Genomic DNA, 22,119 nt, shown 5'->3' on the forward strand with positions numbered 1-22,119 from the left:
ATTTTGGAGAAGTCCCGTGGGCTGCCCTCATGGCCCGCCGGATAAGTGCACTTTGGTGTACTTCCTCCCAGAACCTTGGCCACCTCGTACCTTTGTGTACGGGGTGGCTTTTTCATGTGGGCATTGGGGTGCCTATTCGGCCGCCTGCGCCAGATTGCCCGATCCGGCGAGCAGGTCCTCCGCCAGTCGCCTGACCAGGCCCGACAGGACATTGACCACGTTGCCCAGCCCGTCTCCCGCCTCACGCAAGGCCGGCTCCAGATAGGTGGTTCGGCAGATCTCCACCTGCATTGCATGCAAGCCGCGCGCCGGAGAAGCGTGGCGATCGAGCACATAGCCGCCGGCATAGGGGCGGTTATGCGCCGCGCGCCGCCCGCAGCTGGCGAAATGGTTGAAGGCCGCAAGGCTGAGGTGAGCGCTGCAGGCAGAGCCATAGCGATCGCCGATCACGAAATCGGGTGATGGGTCCTGGCCAGACTTGGGGCCAAGCGGCGGCATGGAATGCAGATCGATCAGCAGCGCCGATCCCCAGCGATCGCGCAGGCTTTCCAGCATGTGCGCCAGCGTGGAATGATAGGGGCGATGAACCAGGTCCAGCCGCGCGGCCAGGTCTTGCGAGCTCATCCGTCCCTTCCACAATTCGCCCATGCCCGGCAGGCGGCGCGGCACCAGCCCCAGCCCGCTGCGTGCGCGCCGCCCGGCGGCAAAGCGGGTCAGGCCCGGTGGCGGATCGCCTGCCACCATGTCCCAGTCCATGTCCTCCGGCGCGCGGTTGAGATCGATCATCGCGCGCGGAGCATGGGCCACCAGCAGAGCGGCCCCGGTCTCTCGCGCCACGTCGCGCGCCACCAGATCGGCCAGGCGATCCTCCAGCCGCACGCAGGCATCATCGGGAAAGCGCATGCGGGCGAGCAGGGCTTCTGGATAGGTTCGCCCGGCATGGGGCACGGCAATCAGCACCGGAATAGGCGAAGGCCTGCGCGCAAGCATCTCGAATGCGGGCTTGCCCTCATCCCCCGGCAAGTGACCGCCGTGGCTGCCACCCGAATCGCGCGCCTGTGCTGCCTCATCGACCATCCATGCTTGCTGGCCTCGATTATCCACGAAGTCAAAATTCCTGTTTCAAAGCTGGGCACATCCAAATCGGCACGGGAAGTTAACGGCTTTGTGGTTTAGGCCGCGACCTGCACCAAAAGAGGGGACCGCAACATGATCCGTATCCTGCTGGCCGAAGACGATCAGGCTATGCGCACATATCTGGCGCGCGCGCTTGAAAATGCAGGATTCTCGGTGGTTCCCGTTAGCAGTGGCATCGAGGCCCTGCCCTATATGCAGACCGAGATTTTCGACCTGCTGCTGTCCGACATCGTGATGCCGGAAATGGACGGGATCGAACTGGCCCAGCGCTGCAACGAGATCAGCCCCTCCACCAAGGTGATGTTCATCACCGGCTTTGCCGCCGTGACGCTGCGCGCCAGCCGCGAAGCACCCCATGCCAAGATGCTGTCAAAGCCCTTCCACCTGAAAGACCTGGTGCTGGAAGTGGAGCGCATTTTCGAGGATGCCATCCCCGTCCGGATGTAAGGCCTTGCAAGGCAGCCGGGGCGGCGCTAGATGGCCCGCCTGCCGCAACCATACGGCGTGAAGAATGGCTCGGGCGTATAGCTCAGTGGTAGAGCACTATGTTGACATCGTAGGGGTCGCAAGTTCAATCCTTGCTACGCCCACCATTCTTGAACACTGAATACGGGACCCGTCGCAATTGCGGCGGGTTTTTCGTATCGGCCCCGGATCGTCTTCCGATCATCTGGCCCCGCGATGCCCCCGCTTTGGCCCACCATAGTCAAAGAGCCATCTTCCTATTGCGGGGGGCAGTCCCTATCTTGCCCGAATGCAAACATTGCGGCCCGTCCCGCGCATCAACGCGATTGCGACCGCCCTGCCCGACGGTGAGATAGACAGCCACTATCGCAACTGGGCGCAGGCCCAGCTGCGGCAGGACAAGCAGAGGCGTGTATTTGCGCGCATGTCCGCCCGCGGCGGCATAGACCGGCGCTTCAGCGTGCTGGGCGCTGGCCAGTCGCACTTCGATGCCGGCAGCTTTTACGGCGGCGATCAGGCCCCCGGCACGGCGCAGCGCATGGCGATCTATGCCAGCGAGGCGCCCCGTCTGGCGCTGTCTGCCATCGCCCGCCTGCCCGATATTGCCGGTGTCACCCATATCGTGGTGGCCAGTTGCACCGGCTTTCTTGCGCCGGGGCTGGACCAGATCATTGCCCGCCAGCTGGGCCTCTCCGCCGATGTGGAGCGAATCTCCATCGGCTTCATGGGCTGCTATGCCGGAATCACCGCGCTGCGCACCGCCGCCCATATTGCCCGGTCGGACCCCGATGCCCGGGTGCTGACGCTGGCGGTGGAGCTGTGCACGCTGCATTTACAGGAAACCGAAGATCTGGAAGCCTTGCTGGCCATGGGGCAATTTGCCGATGGTGCGGCGGCTGCCATCATCTCCACCAGCGGAGCGGGCCTGGCCATGGGCGAAGGGATTTCCGCCGCGCTGGAGGAAAGCAGCGACCTGATCACCTGGACCATTGGCGATACCGGCTTTGCCATGCATCTTTCGGGCGCAGTGCCGGGCCGTTTCGGCGCCGCGCTGGAGGATAGCGACCTGGTTTCCCGGCTGGGCAATGGCACCCCGCTCGACCGGATAGACGCGTGGGCAGTCCATCCCGGCGGCAGATCGGTGCTGGATGCGGTGGAACGCGGCCTGAGCCTGCCCGAAGACCGCCTGCAAGTGTCCCGCACCATACTGCGCGAATGCGGCAACATGTCCTCTGCCACCGTGCTGTTCGTGCTCGAACAGATACTCAAACAGCGGCCCGAGACCGGGCTTGCGCTGGCATTCGGGCCGGGACTTGCGCTGGAAGGTTTCCGCTTCGGCTGGACCGGCGATGCTGGATAAACGCCGCCTGTGCGATGAACTGATGGATGACCCCGCGCTGGATGCGACCATTTATGGCGCGGTGCTGCGCGATCTGTCTCAGGTCAACCGCCTGACGCTGGCATACCGCCCCACGCTGAACTTCCTGCAACGCGCCATTGGCGACAGGCAGAGCTTCACCCTGCTCGATGTCGGTTTTGGCTGCGGTGATACGCTGCGCGTCATTGCCCGCTGGGCGAAGAAACGCGGGATATCGGCGCATCTGGTGGGCATTGACCTCAATTCCCGCAGCGCAGGCGTGGCCCGCGAGGCCACACCCGCCGATTACCCAATCGAATATCGCACCGGCGATTATGCCGATCTGGCGGGCGAGAATTTCGATATCGTCATCTCCAACCTCGTCGCCCATCACATGACGCAGCAGCAATTGCTGGAATTCCTGCGCTTCATGGAGAGTGAGGCGCGCGCGGGATGGTTCATCAACGATCTGCATCGCCATACGCTGAGCTATGTCGGCTATCCGTGGCTGGCCCGGATCATGCGCTGGCATCCCATCGTGCGCAGCGATGGCCAGACTTCGATTGCCCGCTCCTTCCGCCCCGATGACTGGCAGCGCCTGCTTGGCGATGCCGGCATCACTGCGGCACGAATCGAGCGCTTCTTCCCCTTCCGGCTATGCGTTTCGCGGACCCGCTGATCATCGGCGCAGGGCCTGCGGGATGTGCCGCAGCCATCGTGCTGGCGCAGGGCGGCGGCGTGCCAACTTTGCTGGACCGTGACCGGCAGGTGGGTGATCCGCTGTGCGGCGGGTTCCTGAGCTGGAAGACGGCGCAGCAATTGCGCGCACTGGGGGTCGACCCAGACCAGATCGGCGCGCATGGCGTGCACCAATTGCGGTTGTTTACCGGGCAGCGAGAGGCGCGCATCGCCCTGCCCGCGCCTGCCTATGGCCTGTCACGCCATGCGCTGGACACCGCCATGCGCCAGCGAGCGCAGGATCTGGGCGCGGTGCTGGTTCATGACACCATCCGCCACATCGAAGGCACGATTGCCACCGGGCAGGACAGGACGTGGCAGGCGGAGACTATCTTTCTCGCAAGCGGCAAGCACGATGTGCGCGGCCATTCACGCCCGCGTCAGGCGCGCGATCCGGCCATTGGCCTGCGCCTGCGCCTGCCTTCCACTCCGCAACAGAGCCTGCTGCTGGCCGGAGCGATCGAGCTGCACCTGTTCGATGCAGGCTATGCCGGGATCATCATGCAGGAGGATGGCAGCGCCAACATCTGCCTGGCGGTGCGCAAATCCATGCTGGCACGCGCCGGTGGCGATCCGGCCAGACTGCTGGAGATGCTGGCCGGGCAATCGGCGCATTTTGCCGCGCGTCTGTCTGGCGATTGGCAATCGGGCCGAATCGATAGCATTGGCGCTGTGCCCTATGGCTGGATCGCGCGCACCACGTCCCCCGGCCTCTACCGGCTGGGAGACCAGGCCGCAGTGATCCCCTCGCTTGCCGGAGAAGGCATATCCATCGCGCTTGCCAGCGGTCTTGCCGCCGCCAGCCACTGGATGGCCCACGGTCCGCAGGGGGCGGCGCAATTTCAGGCCCGGTTCGCCAGTCAGGCGGCAGCCCCGGTGGCGATGGCCCGCATTGCCCGCAGACTGGCGGAAACGGGCACGGGGCATGATATTGCCATGGCGCTGGCCCGTGTTGCACCGCGCCTTGTCACGCTTTTGATGCATCAGACGCGGATCAGTGTTTCGCCTGCCCTTGCGTGAGCCGCTTTGACTGCTAAGACCCGCCCCAAATTCCCTTCAGAATCCAGACAACACAGGAAGCCCCGATGGCAAAAATTCAGGTCATAAACCCGATTGTGGAAATCGATGGCGATGAGATGACGAGAATCATCTGGCAGTGGATCCGCGAACGGCTGATCCTGCCCTACCTCGATGTTGACCTGAAGTATTACGATCTCTCGGTCGAAAAGCGCGATGAGACCGATGACCAGATCACCATCGATTCGGCCAATGCCATCAAGAAGTATGGCGTGGGCGTGAAGTGCGCCACCATCACTCCTGACGAAGCGCGCGTTGAGGAGTTTGACCTCAAGCAGATGTGGCGCAGCCCCAACGGCACGATCCGCAACATTCTGGGCGGAACGATTTTCCGTGAGCCGATCGTGATTTCCAACGTGCCCCGCCTGGTGCCCGGCTGGACCGATCCCATCGTGGTTGGCCGCCATGCCTTTGGCGATCAGTACCGCGCCACCGACACGCTGATTCCCGGTGCGGGCAAGCTGCGGCTGGTTTTCGAAGGTGCCGACGGCAAGAAGATCGACCTCGACGTGTACGAGTTCGAAGCCCCCGGCGTGGCCATGGCGATGTACAATCTGGACGAATCCATCCGCGATTTCGCCCGTGCCAGCTTCAATTACGGGCTCGACCGTGGCTGGCCGGTGTATCTTTCCACCAAGAACACCATCCTCAAGCGCTATGATGGCCGCTTCAAGGACCTGTTCCAGGAAGTGTTCGACACCGAAGGCTTCGATGCCAAGTTCAAGGAAGCCGGAATCTTCTACGAACACCGCCTGATCGACGACATGGTTGCCGCCGCCCTCAAGTGGAGCGGAAAGTTCGTCTGGGCCTGCAAGAACTACGATGGAGACGTGCAGTCCGATATCGTGGCGCAGGGCTTCGGCTCGCTGGGCCTGATGACGTCCGTGCTGATGACGCCAGACGGCAAGACCGTGGAAGCCGAAGCCGCGCATGGCACGGTTACCCGCCATTACCGCCAGCATCAGCAGGGCAAGGCCACTTCGACCAATCCCATCGCCAGCATCTTCGCGTGGACGCGCGGCCTGATGTATCGCGGCCGTTTCGACAACACGCCCGATGTGGTGGCCTTTGCCGAAACGCTGGAGCGGGTCTGCATCAAATGCGTGGAAGAAGGCAAGATGACCAAGGATCTGGCGCTGCTGATCGGCCCCGACCAGGCATGGATGACCACCGAGCAGTTCTTCGAAGCCATTGTCGATGGTCTGGAAGCGGAAATGGCTGCGCAGGGCCTGGGTTGAGGTTCTGGGTTGAAGTTCTGGGCTGATCAGGTTCTGGACTTTCCAGAGCTTGTCAAAAACTGCCCGCGTACCGTCTGTTCCCGGTTGCATCGCCTGTGCGATGGCCTGACTCTCGTCCAATGATCAATCAGGAGCATATATGAGCAAGGCCCGTCTCGAAATCCGCCAGGCAGCACCGTCTGACATTGCCGCCATCGGCGCGCTGGTGCGCCGGGTGTATGACGAGTTCGCGCCCTATCCGCGGCGCAAGCTGGTGGGTCAGCTCAACAATTATCCCGAGGGCTGCTTTGTGGCCATTCTGGATGGCACGGTGGTCGGCTATTGCGCCACCATGCGGATCGGCGGCGAAAAGGCGCTCAAGCCGCACAGCTGGAGCGAGATTACCGGCGATGGATACGGCAGCCGCCACGATCCCACCGGCAACTGGCTGTACGGCTATGAGATGTGCGTCGATCCCAAGGTGCGCGGCACGCGCATCGGGCGTCGCCTGTATGAAGAGCGCCGCAAGCTGGCGGAACGGCTGGAACTGAAAGGCATCGTGTTTGGCGGACGCATGCCCAATCTCAAGAAGAACTGGCGCCGGGTCAAGGGCTTCCAGGACTATGTCGATCAGGTGGTGGCCGGCAAGTTGCACGATCCGGTGATCCGCTTCCAGCTGGCCAACGGGTTTGAGCCTATCGGCATTCTGGAAGACTATCTGCCAGATGACGTGCAGAGCCGCGCCGCATCTGTCCACATGGTCTGGCGCAATCCGTTCGTGGATCAGGAAGACGATGCCCGCCACAAGGTTCCGCGCGGCGTGGAAGGTGTGCGCATTGCCACCTGCCAGATGCAGGCGCGGGCGGTGAAGGATTACGAGGAATTCATCGGCCAGGTGCAATATTTCGTCGATGTTGCAAGTAATTACGAATCGGACTTCATACTTTTTCCCGAACTCTTCACGCTCATGTTGCTGAGCGCGGAGGAGGAAGAACTGTCTCCCATCGAAGCCATCGAATGCCTCAGCAATTACACGCCGCGCATTCGCCAGTCGCTTTCGGACATGGCGCTCAAGTTCAACATCAACATCATCGGCGGATCGCACCCCACACGCATGGCGGACGGCGACATTCACAATGTCGCCATGGTCTGCCTGCGCGATGGATCTGTGCATGAGCAGGAGAAGATCCACCCCACCCCGAACGAAGCCTATTGGTGGAACATCAAGGGCGGCGATTCGATCGACGTGATCCAGACCGATTGCGGCCCCATCGGCGTGCAGATCTGCTACGATTCAGAATTCCCCGAACTCACCCGCCGCCTGGTGGATGAAGGCGCGCGGATCATCTTCGTGCCGTTCTGCACCGATAGCCGTCAGGGTTATCTGCGCGTGCGCTATTGCTCGGCCGCAAGGGCAATCGAGAACCAATGTTTCGTGGTGCTCAGCGGCAATGTCGGCAATCTGCCCAATGTCGCCAACATGGACATTCAGTATGCGCAAAGCTGCATCCTGACGCCTTGCGACTTCCCCTTCGCGCGTGACGGCATTGCCGCCGAGGCGACCGAGAATGTCGAGACGCTGACCATCAGCGACGTGAACCTGGCTGACCTCAGCTGGGCGCGCGCCGAAGGCACCGTGCGCAATCTGGCAGATCGCCGGTTCGACCTTTACCGCATTGAATGGGCAGACAACGCATCGGGCAGCACAGAACCCGATGGCCCTCCCCCGGTCCGCCAGCATGGTCCCGGCGGCGGCTAGTCTGCCCCAAAGGCGTTGGGTGACTGCACGCTCTCGCGCCGCACGCCCAGCCCGATAATCCTGCCGGGAATACGCCGCAGCAGCGGAACCGCACCGAGCAGGCGCACCGGCCATGGCGCGCGCGTGATCGGTCTGCCGGAAAGCACCGCGCCGATGATCGTATCCTGCGCCGCCTTTTGCCCGCGCTGGATCACCCGCGTGGGAAACAGGCGCCGCTCCTGCACCAGATGCAGCATGTCATCGACATTGCGCCCCTGCGCCAAGGGCGTGGCCAGAATATTCGCGGCGGCGACAGCGTCCTGAATCGCCAGATTTATGCCGATCCCGCCAATCGGGCTCATCGCATGGGCGGCATCGCCAATCGCCAGCAGGCCGGGCCTGCACCATTCCTCCAGCCGGTCGAGCGACACGCGCAGCAGGAACAGATCGTCGAGGCTGGAAAGGCCACCCTGCCCACCGCTGCCCTGCCCGCCGCCGCCCTGCCCGCCGCCACCCTGCCCGCCAAGGTCCAGCTCCGGGAATGCCGCCTGCACTTGCGCCTTTATCCAGCCCACACCCTTTGCGCGCACCTCATCGGCGCTGCCCTTGGGAATGAGGAATGCCGCCTGCCAATAGGTGCGCCGGTCGATCAGCACGATCATCCGCCCGGTATCGATCGCGCCGCGTAGCGCCTCGCCATTGTGCGGGGCCTTGGGCAGGTGGAACCAGAACACGTCCATCGGCGCACCGATCTGGCAAAGCGGCAGCAGCTTGCGCTTGCGCACCAGTGACCCGCGGCCATCGCACATCAGAGTCAGCAGGCGCGGCCGCAGTTGCCGGCCATCTGCCATCGTGACCCCGGCGATCCGGCCATCCTCCTCGATGAAACCGGTCGCTTCGGCCTCCATTGCCAGCGTGAAGCCGGGATATTTCTCGGCCTCATCGCGCAGAAAATCGAGGAATTCCCACTGCGGCATCATGGCGATGAAGGGAGCCGCCACGTTCAGGTGCGAAAGATCGCCAATCGTATAATCGATCCCGGCAATGCGAATTTGCGCGCTGGCGACCTTTTCGTGCGGGCGCTGGAGGAATTTCTCCAGCAGACCCAGCTCATGCAGCGCCTCCATCGTCGAGGGATGGACAGTGTCGCCGCGAAAATCGCGCAGGAAATCACCGTGCTTTTCCAGCACCGTCACGCTGACCCCAGCCCGCGCCAGCAGCAGCGCGCACATCATTCCGGCCGGGCCGCCCCCAACAATTATGACATCTGGCGAATTGTGCGTTGCAGCGTTCATGTCCTATCTGACATAGTGAATTTGTAATGCACGGTGAAGCAATCTCTCCCATGATGTCCGATGCCCTGGTGATCCTGGGCGCGGCTGGTCTTGTCATCCCGCTTTTTGCCCGCTTCCGGATCACGCCGATCATCGGCTTCATCCTGGTTGGTCTGCTGGTGGGTCCGTTTGGGCTGGGCCGGCTGGTCTATCAGTTTGAATGGCTGAGCTATTTCACCATCACCGATCCGGTGCGGCTGGAGCCTTTTGCTGAATTCGGCATCATCCTGCTGCTGTTTTCCATCGGGCTGGAGCTGAGCTTCAACCGCTTGTGGGAGCTGAGGCGGCTGGTCTTCGGGCTTGGCGCGCTGGAATTGCTGATCATCGGTTCGCTGCTGGCGGCCTTCCTGTCCATGCTCGGCCAATACTGGACCGGCGCGCTGGGCCTTGGCCTTGCGCTCGCCTTCTCCTCCACCGCACTGGTCCTGCCCATGTCCGGAACCACGAACCCGGTCGGGCGCGCGGCGCTGTCCATGCTGCTGTTCGAAGACATCATGATCGTACCGATCATCTTCCTGCTCGGCGCGCTCGCCCCCTATGCGCAAAGCGACGGCATGACCGGCCTGTTCGATACGCTGTGGCAAGGCGCGCTGGTGGTGATCGCGATGATGGTTGTGGGCCGCTTTGCCCTGCCGCGCCTGTTCGCTCTGGCAGCGCGCGCGAAGAGCCCCGAACTGTTCCTGGCCGCCAGTATGCTGGTGGTGATCGGCGCCAGCCTGGCCACGGCTCTGGTGGGTCTTTCCCCCATCGTGGGCGCGCTGATCGCCGGACTGCTGATCGCGGAAACTGAGTACCACACCGAAGTCGAAGGCATCATGGAGCCGTTCAAGGGCCTGGCGCTGGGCGTCTTCCTGATCACCGTTGGCATGGGAATCGACCTGACAACGATCTGGGCCAATCTGTGGACCATCACGGCTGCCGTTGTCGGCGTGCTGACATTGAAGGCGCTGGTCACCGGCGTGTTGCTGCGGATGATGGGTGCGCGGCGCAGCACGGCGACGGAGACCGGCATTTTGATGGCCAGCCCGTCGGAGACCACGCTGATCGTGCTGGCCGCGGCCACGCAGGCGCTGCTGATCCAGCCCGGCACGGCGCAGTTCTGGCAGATCGTCACAGCAATCGGCCTCACCATCACTCCGTTGCTGGCCAAGCTCGGCAAGCACATGGCGCGCCGGGTGGAGCCCGCACCCGACATGACGCAAGCCATGGCCCAGGATGGCAGGCCGCGCGTCATCATCGTCGGCCTTGGCCGTGTGGGGCGGCTTGTGGCGCAGATGCTCGACAAGCATGACCAGCCCTATATCGGCATCGATTCCGATTCAGACCTGATCGAAAGCGCCCGTCGCGACGGCTATAACGCCATTTTCGGTAACGCGGCGCGCGGCGATATTCTCGACAAATTGGGAATGGCGGATTGCCCGGCGGTGATCCTGACCATGGACGAACATATCCTGGCGCAAAGTCTGGTGCGCAGATTGCGCACTGCCCACCCGGACCTGCCGATCATCGCCCGCGCGCGCGATTCCTATCACGCGGCGGAGCTTTATCGCAGCGGGGCAAGCACTGCCGTGCCCGAAACGCTGGAAAGCTCGCTGCAATTGTCAGAAGCGGTGCTGGTGGACCTGGGCGTACCGATGGGTCCGGTGATCGCCTCGATCCATGAAAAGCGTGACGAATTCCGCGAACGCATCCAGCTGGAAGGCGCGCTTGAGCACAAGCCCAAGCTGCGCACATCCACGGCGGAAACCTGAAGTCGAACGACCTGAAGTCAGGCGAGCTGAAGTCCGGTCCTAGGCCAGCAGAGCTTTCGCAGCGGCAATCGCCTCATCGGCCTTGTCCCCATCGGGTCCGCCGCCCTGTGCCATGTCCGCGCGGCCACCGCCGCCCTTGCCGCCCAGCGCCTCGACACCCGCGCGCACGAAGTCGACCGCGCTGAAGCGATCGGTCAGGTCATCGGTCACTGCTGCGGCAAAGGCTGCCTTGCCATCATTGACCGCGCAGATTGCCGCGATGCCCGATCCCATGCGCTGCTTTGCTTCATCCAGCAGGCCGCGCAATTCCTTGGGATTCATGCCATGGAGGACCTGGCCGGAGAATTTCACCCCGCCCACTTCCTCGTCCGCAGCAGGCGCCGAACCGCCCCCGCCGCCAAGCGCGAGCTGCTTCTTCGCCTCGGCCAGTTCGCGTTCCATGCTCTTGCGCTCATCCATCAGCGCAGCAACGCGTTCGAGCACTTCATCGGGCGCGGTCTTGAGCGTGGCGGCGACAGCTTTCAGCGCATCCTCGCGGCCGACAACCCATTTGCGCGCGGCTTCACCCGTCAACGCCTCGATCCGGCGCACGCCCGATGATACCGCGCTATCGGAGATGATCCGCAGCAGGCCGATATCGCCGGTCGCCTTCACATGGGTGCCGCCGCACAGCTCGACCGAGTAATTGCGGCCCGAACCCTGCCAGTCGCCGCGGCCCATGGAGAGGACGCGCACTTCGTCGCCATATTTCTCGCCAAACAGCGCCATGGCTCCCGCCTCGATGGCGTCATCGGGGCTCATCAGGCGGGTGGAAACCGGTGCATTGTTGCGAATTTCGGCATTCACTTCGGCTTCGATCGCTTCCACTTCATCCGCATCGAGCGGCTTGGGATGCGAATAATCGAAGCGCAGCCGGTCGTTCGCAACCAACGAACCCTTCTGCGTCACATGGTCACCCAGATGATTGCGCAAGGCGGCATGCAGCAGATGCGTGGCGGAGTGGTTGGCGCGGATGCAATCACGGCGCTCTGCATCGATCTGCATATGCACGGTGTCGCCCACTTCCACAGACCCGCCGGTGATCCGCCCATGGTGGGCATGCAGGCGGCCGAGAGGCTTGGAAGTGTCGCTGACAACCATCTCCAGACGGCGATCGCCACTGATCGTGCCGCTGTCACCGGTCTGGCCGCCGCTTTCGCCATAGAAGGGCGTCTGATTGGTGAGCAGGATCACTTCCTGCCCCGAATCGGCGCGCTGGACTTCCTTGCCATCAACGATCAGCGCCACCACACGGCCCTCGCCCTCGGTGGCGGCATAGCCGGTGAATTCGCTGGCGCCTTCGCGCTCGGCAATATCAAACCACAATTCGCCATCCGCAGCTGCGCCCGAACCCTTCCACGCGGCACGGGCAGCGGCCTTCTGCTGCGCCATGGCGGCATCGAACCCGTCGCGGTCCACGGTGATGTTGCGTGCGCGCAGGGCATCCTCGGTCAGATCGTAGGGAAAGCCGAATGTGTCATACAGCTTGAAGGCGGTTTCGCCCGGCAGGCTGTCGCCATCGCCCAGCTGCGAGGTTTCCTCATCGAGCAGCCGCAGGCCCTTTTCCAGCGTCTGGCGGAAACGGGTTTCCTCACGCTCTAGAACTTCGGTGATGAGCGCTTCGGCGCGCGGCAATTCAGGATAGGCCTGGCCCATCTCGCCCACCAGAGCGGGCACCAGGCGGTGCATCAGCGGCTTGTCCGCACCCAGCAGATGCGCATGGCGCATGGCGCGGCGCATGATCCGCCGCAGCACATAGCCGCGCCCTTCGTTGGACGGCAGCACGCCATCGGCAATCAGGAAGCTGGTGGAACGCAGGTGATCGGCAATCACCCGGTGACTGGCGAGCTGCTCACCCTGCGCCTTGGCACCGGACATTTCCTCGCTGGCGGCGATCAGTTCGCGGAATGTGTCTGTCTCAAACACATTGTGCACGCCCTGCATCACGCTGGCGATACGCTCCAGCCCCATGCCGGTGTCGATGCTGGGGCGCGGAAGGTCCCCGGTGATCTGGTCCGCTTCCTGCAGGTGCTGCATGAACACCAGGTTCCATATCTCGACGAAGCGGTCGCCATCCTCATCGGGCGATCCGGGCGGGCCACCGGCGATTTCAGGACCGTGATCCCAGAAAATTTCCGAACACGGGCCGCACGGTCCGTCCGAACCCATGGCCCAGAAATTGTCCTTGGTGGCGATGCGGATGATGCGGTCTTCGGGCAGGCCGGCGATCTTGCGCCACAGGTCGAACGCCTCATCATCGGTGTGATAGACGGTGACTGAAAGGCGCTGCGGATCAAGGCCCAGTTCCTTGGTGATCATGCCCCAGGCGAGCTCTATCGCGCGCTCCTTGAAGTAATCGCCAAAGCTGAAATTGCCGAGCATTTCGAACAAGGTCAGGTGCCGCGCGGTATAGCCGACATTGTCCAGATCGTTGTGCTTGCCCCCGGCGCGCACGCATTTCTGGCTGCTGGCAGCGCGCGGCGCGGGCGGTGTTTCCAGCCCGGTGAACACGTTCTTGAACGGCACCATGCCCGCATTCACGAACATCAGCGTCGGATCATTATAGGGCACCAGTGGCGCGGATGGCACCACAAGGTGATCATTGGCCGCGAAATAGTCGAGAAACGCGCGGCGGATATCGTTGGTAGAATTCATGCCAGCCGAGTTAGGACGTGGCGGCGACCTCGACAAGCGCATTAAAGCGCTTGCAGCAATCGCCGCGTTCGATTTTGCACAGAGTCAGGCCCTGCGCGCGGTGACGATCCACCCGGCGGCGGGCAGAGAGACGATGCCTTCCCGGCAATTGCGGCTGGCCAGATCGCGAATCCGGTCAAGGAAACGCTCCCTGTCACTCTCTTCCATCGCCCGCGCGGCGGTGGCTGCCGGGCCAATGGTGGAGAAATAGCCGACGGCATCTTCTACCGGATCCGGGCCAGCCCCGGTCACCATGGCAAAATCGAACGGATCGATGGCGATGGATTCCCAGCCACCGGCGGTCAGGATTGATGTCATGCGGTCCTTGTCGGCAAAGGCAAACGGGCCAGGAGTACCGGGTGGCGGAGGCGGCGGGGCCTGCGGCAGGAGACGTGCGACATCGGTGAAGAAAGGATTTTCCGCTGGCGAACGAAAGCATGAAAACAGCAGATTGGCGCCTGCATCCGCGGCGCGCGCAAGATTGGCGAAAGCTGCCGGCGGATCATCGAAGAACATCACCCCGTGACGGGAGACGAGCAATTGCGGAGCGAATCCGGCAGGTGGTGCCCATGTGGCGGCATCGTGCAGATCAAAATCCACATTGGCGAGATTGACCGCGCGCGATCGGGCTGCCGTGACTAGCGCCGGTGAGACATCGACACCCAGCACGCGCACTTCCGGCCTGCCGCGACCAAGGGCAAGCGAAAGCTCCCCTGCCCCGCAGCCAATATCCAGCAGTTGGCTGAAATTGAAACTGCGTGTCCGCTCGATCAGCTTGTCGGTTACCGCGATAAAGCTGCGATCGGTTCTGCGCCATTCCGCCGCCCAGGTGTCACCAGCGCTGGTTTGCCATTCGCTCTTGTCCATTATCCGTCCATCCCCGCTGCCCGCTGGCAGCAAATTGTCAGTTGCAGCAGGTGGATAGCACCCAAGGCCTGCACAATTCCAGTGCAACGAATGGATCGGAATTGAAACTAGGCCAGCAGCACCGGCAGCGATTTCAGAACGAAAGAAGCCGACGCTCTGCCCGATTGGGGCATTGCGCCGGCTCCGTTTCCATAAGCGCACCCCAGGGACCGAAATCAACCGGCCGGGCGCAGCTTCTTGAGGATCAGACTTCAGGCTCCGCGTCCGGGCCTGCCATCATTTCCTCGGCGACAACGTCGATTTTACCGCGAATGGCGGCTTCCAACCTGTCGCAAACCTCGGGATTTTCCTTCAGATACTGCTTGGAGTTCTCACGCCCCTGGCCAATGCGGATGCTGTCATAGCTGAACCAGCTACCCGATTTCTCCACCAGACCGGCCTTCACGCCCAGATCGAGGATTTCACCAAGCTTGGAGATGCCCTCGCCATACATGATGTCAAATTCGACCTGCTTGAACGGCGGGGCGACCTTGTTCTTGACCACTTTGACGCGGGTGGAATTGCCCACCACTTCGTCCCGGTCCTTGATCTGGCCGGTGCGGCGAATATCGAGGCGGACCGAAGCATAGAACTTGAGCGCATTGCCGCCGGTCGTGGTTTCCGGATTGCCGTACATCACGCCGATCTTCATGCGCAGCTGGTTGATGAAGATCACCATGCACTTGGAACGGTTGATCGAACCGGTCAGCTTGCGCAGGCTCTGCGACATCAGGCGGGCCTGCAGGCCGACATGGCTGTCACCCATCTCGCCTTCGATTTCTGCACGCGGCACCAGTGCCGCAACAGAATCGACCACCAGCACGTCAATCGCGTTAGAGCGCACCAGCGTATCGACGATTTCCAGCGCCTGTTCGCCGGTATCGGGCTGCGAGATGATCAGTTCATCAATGTCCACGCCCAGCTTGCGGGCATAGACAGGATCGAGCGCATGTTCGGCATCGACAAAAGCGACGGTGCCGCCATTCTTCTGCGCTTCGGCCAGCACATGCAGCGCCAGCGTGGTCTTGCCCGAACTTTCAGGGCCGTAAATCTCAATCACCCGCCCTTTGGGCAGGCCGCCAATACCAAGCGCGATATCAAGGCCGAGCGATCCCGTGGAAATCGATTCCACGTTCATCGTTTCCTTGCTGCCCAGCTTCATGGCCGAGCCTTTGCCGAATGCGCGATCAATCTGCGCGAGCGCTGCGTCGAGAGCCTTCTGACGGTCCACCTTGGATTCCTTGTCTACCAATTTCAGACTTGCAGCCATGACACGGCCCTCCAATCATTCCTAGCGTTGCATTCGATTCATCAACTGGAACACTATGTACCCACTTTGTTCTATTAGAACAAGAGCGGAACAGAATTTTTGTTGGATTTGCTGAAAAGGGTGGTTTTTGGCGCTATTCGGCCAGCGCCGGGCGGACCTGCCAGTCAATCACCCGCTCCCCATTGGCAGGGATTGTCACTTCGACGATTCGCCGGCCGTTCTTGACCGTGCTGCCCACTCCGCGCAGGTCCCATTCCACCGGACTGCCCAGGACAACCCGCATCGAAACCGGCGCAGGATTGGCATTGGTGAGAGTGGTGCGCATCTGCGACCAGGTCTTTTCTTCATAGGGGTCATGGCTGGTCAGGCGCTGGCAGCGGGCAAAGACCTGGCTGCTTTGCCCCAACCCGATCTCGACGTCCTGGCCGCTGGCATAATCGCGCAAATTCTCCTCCCCCACCAGCAGCTCACCCGTGGCGGAAGGTTCAAAGAAGGCGATGGAACCCGATGGCAGCGCAACGCCCAGCCCATGCTCCTCGTCATTCACCGTGGCGAACAGGATATCGGCCGCCTGTGCTTCTTCGGTCTCATAAAATGGCTGGCACGTGGTTTCATAGAGGAAGCGACCGGCCACCTCATCGCGGTCGAGGAAGGCGACCTGCTTGAGGCCCTGGGCAGAGACGGTGACGTTTTCCGGGATGCGATAGAGCTTGAGGTCGCCCAGCTGCTCCTCCTCCGCCTTGAACTGCGGCATCTCGTTGGAGACATCGGCCATCCGCGCGCCGGTGACCACGATGCTTTCGCGCATTGCCATCATCGGTGCGGGCGGAGGTGGAACGGCGTAGTCATAGCCGAAATAGGGTTCAGGCGATCCCGCTGCCGTGCTGCCGAAAGGGTAGCAGGTGAGTTGCAAGGGCCGCGCATCAGGCGGATCGGCCAGCTGCTGAAAATCGCTGACCACGTTGAGCGTGCCAGCCACCGCCATCAACTCTGCGCCTTCAAAGCTCTGGTTGTTGTCGTTGAGGATGGTCAGCCAGCTCATCAACCGCATGCGCACATCATCGCCGCCGCCGCCCTCGCCAGCACCGCGCCCCTGGCCATTTTCGTGCAGGGTAGCGACATAATTGGCCTGCCAGTCGAAGCCCCAGGCAAGATAGGTGAGCGTGATCTGATAGGTGCCGCCAGCAGCGTCGCGCGTATCGATGGAGAACACCGGCTGCGCGGACAGGCCATCCGGCACGGCATCGAAGGTCAGCCTTTCGGGCAGGCCCGAACAGCGCACGGCTTCAAACCCTTGCGACGTCTGCAGCACCAGTCCGCCGTCGGCCCGCGTGCGGATGATGGCGCTTTCGCTGGCCTCCTGCCCGGTGCCGGGATTGGTGCGGGTGATGCGCACGCGGTTGCCAAGCGTCCCGTCCACTAATGCAGCGGGGCTGAGCAGGTCGGCATTGCGGTTCTTCTCTATCGTCCCGCCCGGCAGGCCGGTGACGATGGCGCTGACGGCCACCATGCCCTCTGCCACGCCGGTAAAGCGGATGGTGGATTCGCCCGGAGGCAGGGTAACCTGCCGCGTCTCGCTTATCATGGCGAAGCCTTGCGGCCAGTCCCGGTTCATTTCACCATAAAGGCCGCGGTTGGGATCGCGGTAGACGGTAACCGCCAGATCCTGCGGCGCGGAGGCATCCACCACCTCGCGGGCACTTGCGCCGCCGCTCCACAACAGCAGCGGCAGGATCAATGTGTGGAGACGCGCCACCGGCGGCTCCTCAATACCTGGTTTCGTATGTGACCCGCACAATGCGCGTCCCGTTGGCGGGAACGCTGACGACATAGCGGCGCGTTCCGGCATTGAGCTGCTCACCCGCCACATCCTCATTCACCACGCGGAAATCGCGGCTCCACCAGCCCCGGTCCAGGCCAGACTGGACAAGGTCCACGTCCACCGCCTCCGGCTTGGCGTTGGTGAAGGTGTAGCGCATGGTGGTACGATAATAATCGACCGCACGCTCCACCTCCACGGTGCGGGTAACCTCGCCATCCTCGATCACGCGGTAACGCGCACTGCGTTCATATTCCGCCGCGGTGATGCGGTCGCGCTGCTCCACTTCGGCCTGGACGAAAATGTCGAAGGCATCGCCCGTGCGCAGGCTGAGCACGCTGCCCATCGGCGTGTGGCCAATGCCGTTCTCACCGATGAACTGCGGGGTACCCTGGCTGTCATTCTGGTAGAAACGCACCGTTCCCGCTGGCAGAGCATCGCCCAGCCCGCCCTCGCGGCTGGAGGAGAAGCTGATCGCGCTGGAGGCGTTGACCGGATCGGAATCGCTCGTCAGCCAGCCGACATTGCGGGTGTAGACGCGGCGCGCGGGCACGCCCTGCACATCCAGAAAGCTGACCTGCTTGGTCTGGTTGTTGGCGATCGTGGTGCGCTCCGCGATCGGATAGAGATAGAAGTCCCCCAGCCGCTCACGGTCCGCAGTTTCGGTGCCGGGCCGCACCAGATCGCGCCGCGCGGGGCTGAAACTGCCGCTGACATTGCCTGCCACCAACAGAGTGTCCGCCGCGTGAAAAGTCGTGCCGGTGGTGTTGGTCAGCGTGACCCAGCCCTGCATGTCCACCGTGCCGCGCTGTTCATCATAAAGCGCGACATAGTCAGACGACCAGCCAAGGCCGGGCGTGAGATAGCGAATGGATGCAGGCCGCGTGCCCGACCGATTGCTTTCCAGCGTGACCGAAAGCGTAGGCCGTGCGCGCAGGTTTGGCGGCACTTCATCGAAGATCACCCGCACCGGCAGGCCATCATCGCGCAGCACCTCTATGTGGCCATTGATCCGCACCACAACGCCGCCCACGGTGGAGAGCACTTCGGCCCGCTGCATCGTTTCTGCGCCAGTGGCCGGATTGGTGCGGATAAGCGTGACCGCCTGGCCAATCGCCTTCTCCATCAGTTTTTGCGGGGTCAGAAGGTCGAAATCGAAGTTCTGCTCGACGATCGAGGTGTTGGCCGCGGCAAAACTGAGCGTTTCGGGCCGGATCATGGCGGAGACATCGGGAAATGTGACGACCGACCTGCCGTTGCGGATATCGAGCTGGCGGATATCCTGCACCAGCGACTGACCGTTGTTATAAATGGTGACCGAAACGTCCCCTTGCGATGTCTCGTCGCTGGCCGGGTCCGTCTGGGCAAAGCTGGCAGCAGAACCAAGCGTGGTGGCGGCAAGCAGGCCTGCCAGGGCAATAGCGTGCAGTTTCATATCGATCCTCTCCCCCCGATTGCGGGAATTCGATGTAATAATGTAACCTTCACCTTTATCCGTGCTGAACAGAGGGACTACGGCTGTTTGCGTGACAGGGCGAGGACCTCTCCCACCTTGTCGGCAATCTGCTGCACGCTGAACGGCTTGGGGATGAAATGCATCGCCGCCATGTCGATCTGGCTGCGCAATTGACCTTCGGCATAGCCGGACATGAACAGCACCGGCAGGTCCGGCTGCAACTTGCGGATTTCGCGCGCCATGGCCGGGCCATCCATGCTGGGCATCACCACGTCGCTGACCACGAGATCGAATTTCTCGCCCGCCTGGACCTGCTCCAGACCTTCATCGCCATCGCTGGCGGTGACGATCTCATATCCCTGCCGCGATAGAGCACGCTCTGCCACGGCGCGGACCATATCCTCATCCTCCACCAGCAATATGCGTCCGCCGCCAGACCAGTTGCGCGCCGCTTCCTCCACCTCGGCCTTGGCCAGTTCCTCTTCGGTGGCATTGTGGACGGGCAGGTAGATGGTGAAGCGCGCGCCTTTTGTCGTGCCATCGGCGGCCTTCGTGTTGCCGGCGAAGATGAACCCGCCCGATTGCTTGACGATGCCATAGACGGTGGAAAGGCCCAGACCGGTGCCCTTGCCCTGTTCCTTGGTGGTGAAGAAGGGTTCGAAGATATTGCCGATCACATCGGGCGGGATGCCGCCGCCGGTATCCTCGGCAATCAGCACGGTGTAATCGCCAGCGGGGATGATCTCATTGCCCATGCGGCGGATGTCCCTGGCTTCCACCCTGCGCGTGGCGAAGGACAGCGTGCCGCTGCCACCTTCCCCGGCCTTGCCCGAATAGATCGCATCGCGGGCGTTCACGGCCAGGTTGATGATGACCTGTTCCAGCTGTCGCGGATCGGCCCGGACCGGACCCAGATTGCGATCATGGTGGACGCGCAGGGTGATCTTGGCGCCCAGCAGCCGCTTGAGCAGTTGCGAGACTTCGGACAGGACATCGGGCAGTTGCAGCACTTCGGGTTGCAGCGTCTGCTGGCGGCTGAATGCCAGCAATTGCCGCGTCAGGCTGGCGGCACGGTTGGAATTGGCCTTGATCTGCTGGATATCGTCATAATCGCTGTCACCCGGCGTATGACGCAGCAACATCAGGTCGCAATAGCCGATGATGGCGGTCAGCACATTGTTGAAATCATGCGCCACGCCGCCTGCAAGCTGGCCCACCGCCTGCATCTTGGTGGCCTGCGCCACCTGCCTTTTCAGGCGCGTTTCCTCGGTCGTATCGGCCAGGCTGAGCAGCACCGATGCCTCTCCCAGACCGCGCACACCGGCAAGGCCCAGCGATACAGGATCGTCCGGTTCCTGCCGGAGGCGCACGGCAATATCTCCGCTGTTGGCCGGTCCCTGGCCATAACGGCGCACGGCATCGGACATGGCGGTCTTGTCGCGCGGTATCACCAGGTCGGAGGGATAGGGCGGAAGATTGCGCCCTTCGATCCCGGCAGCCCGGCGGAATGCGGGATTGGCGAACAGGAAGTGGCCGTCCCTGTCGGTCATCGCCAGACCAAGCGGCAATTGTTCCAGCAAGGCCTCAAGCTGCGGCACCTGGCCGCGCGTCTCCCCGCCCCAGCCGCCCAGTCCGACACCGCTATCAAGCAGCAGCATCAGCGTGGGCGCCTCGTCTGCGGATTTGTCGGCCCCGCCCTCCACTGCGGCCGGGTCGCTCAATGGCACGTGGACGAGCGTCTGGGGCGAACCCTTCTGCGCCTCGCGCGTGAAATAGATGCGGTCGCGGTCGTCGGAGCGCAATTGCGCCACGAATTCCTGGCCCACCATGCTGGCGCCTTCATCGCCGTGAGCACGCCTGGCAAAAGCGGGATTGACCGCGCGAATTGTCCCGTCGGGTCCCACCAGCGCGGCGGCGATACCGGCTGCACCCAGAATGCGGCCAAAGGTGCCGGAAAGATATTTGCTGATGGCAACCAGCGGCTCGGCCCGCAGCACCGGGTTGAAACGCCAGATCAGGAAGTCGTCCCCGCGCCCGGCGCGCACCGCTTCCGCCGTCCAGGAATGGCCTTCATCGGCGATCGTCACCACTTCGCCGCTGCTGCCATCGCGCCAGGCATTGCGGGCGATCTTGGCGAGCAGTTCGGACGATCCGCCATCCACCGGCAGGCGCGGCGGTGCCATGCTGGAGCCGAACCACAATTCGAACGCCGCATTGGCGCAGACCAGCCGGTTGGCACGGTCGGTAATCGCTATGGCCTGTCCGGGCTGCTCGATTGCGGCGACGGTTACGGACCAGTCGGGTGCCGCCAGTTCCATCGCCTCGCGTTGTGCAGGGCGATAGCGCGCGGCGGTATAGGCCAGCAGGCCCAGCACCGTCAGCCCGCCAGCAAAGGCCAGCGTGACGATGGTATTTCCGGCGACAAAATGGATCAGCGCGATACTGGCCAGCACGGCGGCGGCCACGGCAAGACTATCCACCAGACTGCGTGATTGCTGTATGCGTGCCACGCTCACTGCCCCGTTCCCTTCCCCTGCACGCGGATCATTCCGCGGGGTCTAGCACTTTCCGGCGCCCCGGTCGCCTGGTCCATTTGCGTGCCACCATCAGGCGCCAGGTGAAACTGGAAAGCACATAGCCCAGCGCAGCCGTGACCACTGACAGGATGACGAAGCCGAATGCGGTCACTCCCACGCCTTCAAGCACCTGGAACCAGCCGAAACTTTCCCACCTGCCACTGCTGAGTTCAGCCTGGGCGGCACCGCCGGCCACGGCATCGATCTTCAGCACGAAGCGGCCGACCTTGTTGGCCACCACGATCCAGAAGGGCACGGTGAAGGGGTTGGTGATGAAGGTCAGCAGCGCTGCCACCGGCACATTGGCACGCGCCGGCAGAGCCAGGAATGCAGCGAGAAAAATCTGCCCGAACGGCACGATAAAGGCGGCGAACAGACCCAGAGCGGTGCCGCGCGGCACAGAACGGCGGGTAAAGCGCCACAATTCCGACCGCGCAAAGCGGTGCGCGATTGGCGCAAGCCAGCGGTTGCGAACCATCTCCTCGCGCGTCGGCATTTTGGGCCGGTACCAGCTCTGTTTCTGGGCAGTCATGCTGCGGTGTCCC

The 22,119-nt window shown here is 62.9% G+C and carries 16 protein-coding genes and 1 tRNA gene; 8 read left to right on the forward strand and 9 right to left on the reverse strand.

All coding sequences use genetic code 11. From position 1 onward, the window contains the following. Window positions 1–132: 132 nt before the first annotated feature. Window positions 133–1,077 carry an N-formylglutamate amidohydrolase gene (locus GRI32_RS03125; RefSeq protein ID WP_160589688.1) on the reverse strand — a complete coding sequence of 315 codons (945 nt, stop codon included), beginning with the start codon at window positions 1,075–1,077 and terminating at the stop codon, window positions 133–135. A gap of 132 nt (window positions 1,078–1,209) precedes the next feature. Between GRI32_RS03125 and cpdR the strand changes: the two genes are divergently transcribed. The 7 genes from cpdR to GRI32_RS03160 all read left to right on the forward strand — a co-directional run bounded on the left by cpdR (window position 1,210) and on the right by GRI32_RS03160 (window position 7,750). Then, window positions 1,210–1,584 (forward strand): cell cycle two-component system response regulator CpdR, encoded by a 375-nt coding sequence (gene cpdR, locus GRI32_RS03130; RefSeq protein ID WP_160589689.1) that lies wholly within the window; start codon window positions 1,210–1,212, stop codon window positions 1,582–1,584. Window positions 1,585–1,655: 71 nt separating this feature from the next. Continuing rightward, a tRNA-Val gene (locus tag GRI32_RS03135) sits at window positions 1,656–1,730 on the forward strand. 161 nt (window positions 1,731–1,891) lie between these two features. After that, complete coding sequence (locus GRI32_RS03140) at window positions 1,892–2,962, forward strand: type III polyketide synthase (RefSeq protein WP_202385917.1); 1,071 nt, start codon at window positions 1,892–1,894, stop codon at window positions 2,960–2,962. Next, window positions 2,952–3,638 (forward strand): methyltransferase domain-containing protein, encoded by a 687-nt coding sequence (locus GRI32_RS03145; RefSeq protein WP_160589690.1) that lies wholly within the window; start codon window positions 2,952–2,954, stop codon window positions 3,636–3,638. Before GRI32_RS03140 ends, GRI32_RS03145 begins: the two co-directional genes overlap by 11 nt. Continuing rightward, complete coding sequence (locus GRI32_RS03150) at window positions 3,617–4,717, forward strand: NAD(P)/FAD-dependent oxidoreductase (protein WP_160589691.1); 1,101 nt, start codon at window positions 3,617–3,619, stop codon at window positions 4,715–4,717. The genes GRI32_RS03145 and GRI32_RS03150 overlap by 22 nt, the downstream gene beginning before the upstream one ends. A gap of 65 nt (window positions 4,718–4,782) precedes the next feature. Then, window positions 4,783–6,012 (forward strand): NADP-dependent isocitrate dehydrogenase, encoded by a 1,230-nt coding sequence (locus tag GRI32_RS03155; protein ID WP_160589692.1) that lies wholly within the window; start codon window positions 4,783–4,785, stop codon window positions 6,010–6,012. A gap of 139 nt (window positions 6,013–6,151) precedes the next feature. After that, the gene (locus GRI32_RS03160; RefSeq protein WP_160589693.1) at window positions 6,152–7,750 is read left to right on the forward strand and encodes a bifunctional GNAT family N-acetyltransferase/carbon-nitrogen hydrolase family protein; all 1,599 of its coding nucleotides are present in this window, start codon (window positions 6,152–6,154) and stop codon (window positions 7,748–7,750) included. Here GRI32_RS03160 and GRI32_RS03165 read toward each other — a convergent pair. Continuing rightward, window positions 7,747–9,024, reverse strand: coding sequence for an FAD-dependent oxidoreductase (locus GRI32_RS03165; protein ID WP_160589694.1), 1,278 nt, complete (start codon window positions 9,022–9,024; stop codon window positions 7,747–7,749). The two genes, GRI32_RS03160 and GRI32_RS03165, sit on opposite strands and share 4 nt — an antisense overlap. Window positions 9,025–9,074: 50 nt before the next feature. Between GRI32_RS03165 and GRI32_RS03170 the strand changes: the two genes are divergently transcribed. After that, window positions 9,075–10,814, forward strand: a complete 1,740-nt coding sequence (locus GRI32_RS03170) for a cation:proton antiporter domain-containing protein (protein ID WP_419866757.1) — start codon at window positions 9,075–9,077, stop codon at window positions 10,812–10,814. Window positions 10,815–10,853: 39 nt separating this feature from the next. Here GRI32_RS03170 and alaS read toward each other — a convergent pair whose 3' ends face one another. The 7 genes from alaS to GRI32_RS03205 form a co-directional block, all read right to left on the reverse strand. Continuing rightward, the gene (gene alaS / locus GRI32_RS03175) at window positions 10,854–13,508 is read right to left on the reverse strand and encodes an alanine--tRNA ligase (protein WP_160589696.1); all 2,655 of its coding nucleotides are present in this window, start codon (window positions 13,506–13,508) and stop codon (window positions 10,854–10,856) included. Window positions 13,509–13,592: 84 nt separating this feature from the next. After that, window positions 13,593–14,414, reverse strand: coding sequence for a class I SAM-dependent methyltransferase (locus GRI32_RS03180; RefSeq protein ID WP_202385918.1), 822 nt, complete (start codon window positions 14,412–14,414; stop codon window positions 13,593–13,595). Window positions 14,415–14,658: 244 nt separating this feature from the next. Beyond that, window positions 14,659–15,723 (reverse strand): recombinase RecA, encoded by a 1,065-nt coding sequence (gene recA, locus GRI32_RS03185; protein ID WP_160589697.1) that lies wholly within the window; start codon window positions 15,721–15,723, stop codon window positions 14,659–14,661. A 133-nt stretch (window positions 15,724–15,856) separates the two neighbouring features. Continuing rightward, window positions 15,857–17,479: a DUF4139 domain-containing protein gene (locus tag GRI32_RS03190; protein WP_160589698.1), complete on the reverse strand. Its 1,623-nt coding sequence runs from the start codon at window positions 17,477–17,479 to the stop codon at window positions 15,857–15,859. A gap of 10 nt (window positions 17,480–17,489) precedes the next feature. Next, window positions 17,490–18,977 (reverse strand): DUF4139 domain-containing protein, encoded by a 1,488-nt coding sequence (locus tag GRI32_RS03195; protein WP_160589699.1) that lies wholly within the window; start codon window positions 18,975–18,977, stop codon window positions 17,490–17,492. 77 nt (window positions 18,978–19,054) lie between these two features. After that, on the reverse strand, window positions 19,055–21,514 hold the full coding sequence (locus GRI32_RS03200) for a response regulator (RefSeq protein WP_337190142.1): 2,460 nt from the start codon (window positions 21,512–21,514) through the stop codon (window positions 19,055–19,057). A 28-nt stretch (window positions 21,515–21,542) separates the two neighbouring features. After that, on the reverse strand, window positions 21,543–22,106 hold the full coding sequence (locus GRI32_RS03205) for a DUF2062 domain-containing protein (RefSeq protein WP_237437360.1): 564 nt from the start codon (window positions 22,104–22,106) through the stop codon (window positions 21,543–21,545). Between the last annotated feature and the right edge of the window lie 13 nt (window positions 22,107–22,119).

Origin of the sequence: Alteraurantiacibacter aestuarii, assembly GCF_009827405.1 — a bacterium.
GTDB lineage: Bacteria > Pseudomonadota > Alphaproteobacteria > Sphingomonadales > Sphingomonadaceae > Alteraurantiacibacter > Alteraurantiacibacter aestuarii.

What these genes read in the sequence shown, in the direction of transcription:
- GRI32_RS03125 (WP_160589688.1), bottom strand. Translation starts at nt 1,077, where the DNA reads ATGGTCGATGAGGCAGCACAGGCGCGCGATTCGGGTGGCAGCCACGGC.
- cpdR (WP_160589689.1), top strand. Translation starts at nt 1,210, where the DNA reads ATGATCCGTATCCTGCTGGCCGAAGACGATCAGGCTATGCGCACATAT.
- GRI32_RS03140 (WP_202385917.1), top strand. Translation starts at nt 1,892, where the DNA reads ATGCAAACATTGCGGCCCGTCCCGCGCATCAACGCGATTGCGACCGCC.
- GRI32_RS03145 (WP_160589690.1), top strand. Translation starts at nt 2,952, where the DNA reads ATGCTGGATAAACGCCGCCTGTGCGATGAACTGATGGATGACCCCGCG.
- GRI32_RS03150 (WP_160589691.1), top strand. Translation starts at nt 3,617, where the DNA reads ATGCGTTTCGCGGACCCGCTGATCATCGGCGCAGGGCCTGCGGGATGT.
- GRI32_RS03155 (WP_160589692.1), top strand. Translation starts at nt 4,783, where the DNA reads ATGGCAAAAATTCAGGTCATAAACCCGATTGTGGAAATCGATGGCGAT.
- GRI32_RS03160 (WP_160589693.1), top strand. Translation starts at nt 6,152, where the DNA reads ATGAGCAAGGCCCGTCTCGAAATCCGCCAGGCAGCACCGTCTGACATT.
- GRI32_RS03165 (WP_160589694.1), bottom strand. Translation starts at nt 9,024, where the DNA reads ATGAACGCTGCAACGCACAATTCGCCAGATGTCATAATTGTTGGGGGC.
- GRI32_RS03170 (WP_419866757.1), top strand. Translation starts at nt 9,075, where the DNA reads ATGATGTCCGATGCCCTGGTGATCCTGGGCGCGGCTGGTCTTGTCATC.
- alaS (WP_160589696.1), bottom strand. Translation starts at nt 13,508, where the DNA reads ATGAATTCTACCAACGATATCCGCCGCGCGTTTCTCGACTATTTCGCG.
- GRI32_RS03180 (WP_202385918.1), bottom strand. Translation starts at nt 14,414, where the DNA reads ATGGACAAGAGCGAATGGCAAACCAGCGCTGGTGACACCTGGGCGGCG.
- recA (WP_160589697.1), bottom strand. Translation starts at nt 15,723, where the DNA reads ATGGCTGCAAGTCTGAAATTGGTAGACAAGGAATCCAAGGTGGACCGT.
- GRI32_RS03195 (WP_160589699.1), bottom strand. Translation starts at nt 18,977, where the DNA reads ATGAAACTGCACGCTATTGCCCTGGCAGGCCTGCTTGCCGCCACCACG.
- GRI32_RS03205 (WP_237437360.1), bottom strand. Translation starts at nt 22,106, where the DNA reads ATGACTGCCCAGAAACAGAGCTGGTACCGGCCCAAAATGCCGACGCGC.